We start from the raw sequence: 4,241 nt of genomic DNA on the forward strand, positions 1-4,241 counted from the left end.
AATCCAGGTTTTCTGCCTCCACGATCTGAAGAGGMAAGGGCGCCATGACGGCGGTCGGAGCCGCGTCAGGAGGCAGGCTTCCCATGTCCGACGGGGGAACTTCGCTCACCGGCGGTGCCGCAGCTTCCAATCTCGATTCAGCGCTTATAATGGGAGCATCTGAGGCGCGAGCTTCTGGCGGTTGTGCAGGATTCGGTGTCGCAGGTTCATCCCCGGATACATCCGCCATTGTAGTATCCGCTTTTGGCGTCTCCGGCTTCTCACCCACAGGAACAGGCTCAGGCGCTTCAGCTCTATCAGGCCGGCTCATTTGGGTGTCCGCGCGGTGAGCGGCATCTTGACGATGCCTTTGGCCTGGCGTCCGACAGCGATCCGATCTCCTTGCCTGAGCGGGCGAGGCGCCGTGAGCGCTGCACCATTCACGAGCGTTTCGTTGGTTGTGCCGGCCACAGGCGATATTACCCATTGCCGCCCGGAATGGCGTTCCAGGACACATTGGCGACTGTCCCAGAACTCACTGTCTGGCCCGAACTGCCGCACCAGGGGTTTTCCAAGTTCCGTCCTGACCCCGATCTCTAGTGAGCGTCCATCGGGGGCCAGCAGCTCAATTCTGTCGGATAGAATCAATTCGGCGGCAGCTCGCGGAGCGCTGTCGCCCGCTGCCACTGCCGAACCTTCTTTGGCGGTGGATGACCCTGCGCCGCGCCCACTCAAAATAGCCCGAACTTCCGCAGCCGTCGGTCTCGTGGCAGGGTCCGGTGAGAGGCAGCGGTGCAGAAAGGAGCTGACTTCGGCATTGCTCGCTGGTGCCGGCATCAACCCGGCAAGTGCCGGAGGTTTTGCGGCATAGCTCTGTACGAGCCTTGCGTACTCCGCTTGGTCCTCGGTCCAGTAGGGATGATAGCCAGCGAGAAGCTCGTAGAGCATCAGCCCACAGGTAAAGACATCCGAGGCAAGCCCCGGCACATCCCCCCGCCTCGTATGCTCGGGAGAGCGGTAGTTATCGGTGCCGACGTATCCTTGATGGCCGTGCCAGGGCGCACGGCGGTCGGCCAGAAGCGAGAAGTCCATGTCGATCAGCTTGAGCTGATACCCGGAGCTGATCGTCGGGTCCTGGATCAGATAGGCATTCGCCGGCTTCAGATCGGCATGGACAATCTTGGATTCGTGGAGCGCCGCCATTCCGGTCATGAAGACCTTGGCCCAGGTGACGTGACGGGCCCAGACTGCAGGATCACGGGTGGCGGGCACCTTGGTGCGACGATGCTGCTCCCGCTCCTCATCAAGCATTTGCTGCAGGTCGGCTCCGTTCTCCACGAACTCGAAGGCCTGGAAGTAGCAGGGTCCACCCCAGACCTCTTCGAACGCATCCACTTGGCGCACCGCGAACTGAGCCGCCCGCCCGTTCCGGACGCGGGCTCCAAGCTCGTTCTGATAGGCGACGAACCCCTTGTACCAGACGACCGTAGGGGCAGGAGACTTGTACTGCTTCAGAAAAACCTTTTCCCCTGTCGGCGCCTCGGCTCGATAGGAGATCGCCATCATGCCTGGTCCAAAGACCTTTGTGACGCGGTACTGCCGGATCCAATCACCGACCTTCAGCTTCTTGGCCATGGCTTACGCTCACTGTGACAGGGGTGGGGTGCCTATAGCGCCACGGTCGCTGCCGAGCGCGATACGCTGGCAGCCAGTTGCTTCAGTGTGTTGCGGAAATTGACCGGATCAGACGTAAATTTCTGCAATGCTTCCTGCGGATTCAGTCCTTCGTATTCCACGACCTCCCATTCCGACTTGTCGATCTGGCTCAGTCGATCATAGCCCTCAAAGTTGGGGGCGAAGAGGCTGAGGATGATGCGATTGGCCATCACAAGGTTCGCAACATCCTGGAGCGAACCGCCCTTCGCCTCGGGGAGGCTCATGGTTTCCTTGAACGAGGCGTCGGTGAAGACGATGACAACCCGTGCCGCATCGCTCCTGTAGCGCCATTTTGCCGGATCTTCGATCTGTGAGCCCTTTGGAACCGCCTCCATGGAGGCAACCTTGTAGAGAGCGTCGAGAAGCGATTCCGGCTCATCACCGCCGCCGTTTGCCTGCAAGGTGCCAAGCTGTGCCTTGAGTGCGCCGGCATCGCGGACGAAGGGGTTATCGACGATCCAGGGCAGCCCCTCGGCTTGGGCCGCTTCGATGTCACGATATCCGACGACCTTGCCACGCCAGTCCTTCACAGGCGCGGCGTTGTTAGCATCGCCCCGGCTTAGGGAGTCGATGAAGGCTTCAATGTTTCGGCGGAGTGCATCGATGCAGGATGACATGCTGCCGCTGACATCGACAAGGAAGACGATATCGGCCACACCTTTGGTTTTCGGACGCTCCTGCACATCCGGCGGAGTGGCCACATCAGCCAGCGCACTTTCTTTTGGAGCTGACTCCGTTGAGACATCCGGCGTGGATCCAGCCGGATCAGAAGGCGTTCCGACCGCCGCTTCCGTCGAACTTGTCGTCTCAGTCGAAGGCGGGTTCTCCGGTGTCACCGGAGTCGGCTGGTCGGAATTCTCTGTATCACTCATGCGTCAGCTCCAGTTTACTTAACCCTGTTCTCAGCTCGATGAGCCGAGCTATCCAACAACAGGGCGGCCAGACTGAAGTTCCCGGCTGCGGTTGAGGCGCTCAAAGGCGGAAGCGTGTCTGGATAAGCCGTGGCCTATCCCTAGACGGCGTGTTGTTAAACGCACCAATATTGCGAATTCCGACTTACTGCAGGTTTCGCTGAACCAGTCCCTGACGCAATTCYGCCACTCCATTAGTAGCACCACCGGGCTAGGCTTGCTCACCTGTCGAGGCAAATGTGCTTGGGCCGCCGCACAGCGGCGGTCTCGCGCTGATTGGAGGGGCCACAACGGCACTCTCAAGTCACCTCATCGTCAGACCTGCACTGGTCGGGGCATAGGACTCTTCTGTGACAGTTCCGAGATTGTCACGTATTGAGGGAATAAACACACACCCTGACCGTTCTTCATCGTAAGCGCGAAGACGTTGAGTTGGGCGGTGCGGGAAATGTGCGAACCACAACAGACGCAGAGGTGCCCAACTATGTGGCGAGGCTGCATCATTCCTGTTGGCGCAGATCAGTGGCGAAGTGACATCAGCCCCAAGCTGAAATAGTTGTCGTGTTGCGCCGATAGAAAATTCTATTGGTCGCGGCTTCAGTGTTCGCTGTGAGCGGTCCGACGGTATTCCGCCTTGATGCCGGTTACACCGACGGGCAAACAACCTGTGCGTCCGAGTCGCGCACCGGCGGGAATGTTGAATTCAAGCTCGCAATACATTGGCCAGTCGAGCCAACAAAACATTGACCTGTGAGCTTCCGACAGGAACGTCGTCTTTTGGCATGAGGCGGACGAAAACCGAACTTCCGTTACCATGTGGAGCCTTGGGCTGCAATTTTGGAGGCGAAAGGAGCCTAACAGGCTCGGGTCTGGCGTACCAAGATGAAAGATCGGAGGGACGAAAACAGGGCAAGCTAATCCTGGCCGTAGTGTCACAACGCATCATGCACTAACATCAGTCGCGGATCACTCTTGTGGCGGTAGGCTTTGGGCAAAGGCTCTCGGATACCTGCGGTAGCCGCTGCTTTCGGTCATGCAAGCTGGATTGCAACAGGGAGCATGGGCAATGGCATTGTCACTCCTCGTCATAGAACCGGTGTGGCTGTCCAGCATGCTCCTCGTCGGCATCATGACGCTCATCGCGATGGCAGGTTCCGTTCTTGTACGGTGACACGTAAGCCTGAACCGGTTGCGCCGCAACAATGAGGTCGGCGGCTTCAAGTTCGCCACTATCAGCGTTCTCTATGCGGTGCTGTTAGGCTTTGCCGTGATCACCGTGTGGGAAAAGTTCAACGAGGCCGAGAACGCTGTAGCCCAAGAGGCTGCCGCTGTTGCTACGCTCTATCGCCTCAGCGTGGAAGTGGAAGGTGATTCTGGCACCGCACTCCGCGATGGCCTCACCCGGTATGCCAAAGCGGCCATTGCGGAGTGACTTGACCGGGGTTTTGGACCAGGCGCATTGAGAGCCTACTGCATGATTGCGGGTATGGGTCGTTGCTGTACGACTACCTCCATCGTCATGGGTGCGGGCGGCCGGTAGCCCAAGGATGAGTGAGGCCGCACGCGGTTATAGTGATCCCGCCAGGCGCCGATGACGACGTGAGCCTCTTTCAGGCTGGAGAAGATCTCCAGCTT

General features: G+C 59.1%; 4 protein-coding genes. 1 reads left to right on the forward strand and 3 read right to left on the reverse strand.

Translation table 11 applies throughout. The features are described 5' to 3' along the window. Positions 1–306: 306 nt before the first annotated feature. Positions 307–1,614 carry a protein kinase domain-containing protein gene (locus tag ACXJKO_RS30080; RefSeq protein ID WP_457094689.1) on the reverse strand — a complete coding sequence of 436 codons (1,308 nt, stop codon included), beginning with the start codon at positions 1,612–1,614 and terminating at the stop codon, positions 307–309. A gap of 32 nt (positions 1,615–1,646) precedes the next feature. Continuing rightward, positions 1,647–2,567 (reverse strand): hypothetical protein, encoded by a 921-nt coding sequence (locus tag ACXJKO_RS30085; RefSeq protein ID WP_457094690.1) that lies wholly within the window; start codon positions 2,565–2,567, stop codon positions 1,647–1,649. Positions 2,568–3,795: 1,228 nt separating this feature from the next. Between ACXJKO_RS30085 and ACXJKO_RS30090 the strand changes: the two genes are divergently transcribed. Further along, entirely contained in the window at positions 3,796–4,038 is a 243-nt protein-coding gene (locus ACXJKO_RS30090; RefSeq protein ID WP_457094691.1) for a bestrophin-like domain, read from the forward strand. A gap of 35 nt (positions 4,039–4,073) precedes the next feature. Here ACXJKO_RS30090 and ACXJKO_RS30095 read toward each other — a convergent pair. Then, on the reverse strand, positions 4,074–4,241 hold a 168-nt coding region (locus tag ACXJKO_RS30095), incomplete at its 5' end, for an integrase core domain-containing protein (protein ID WP_457094692.1).

It is taken from the genome of Microvirga sp. P5_D2 (assembly GCF_054049475.1).

Coding starts and splice junctions, on each gene's coding strand:
- ACXJKO_RS30080 (WP_457094689.1), bottom strand. CDS start 1,614: ATGGCCAAGAAGCTGAAGGTCGGTGATTGGATCCGGCAGTACCGCGTC.
- ACXJKO_RS30085 (WP_457094690.1), bottom strand. CDS start 2,567: ATGAGTGATACAGAGAATTCCGACCAGCCGACTCCGGTGACACCGGAG.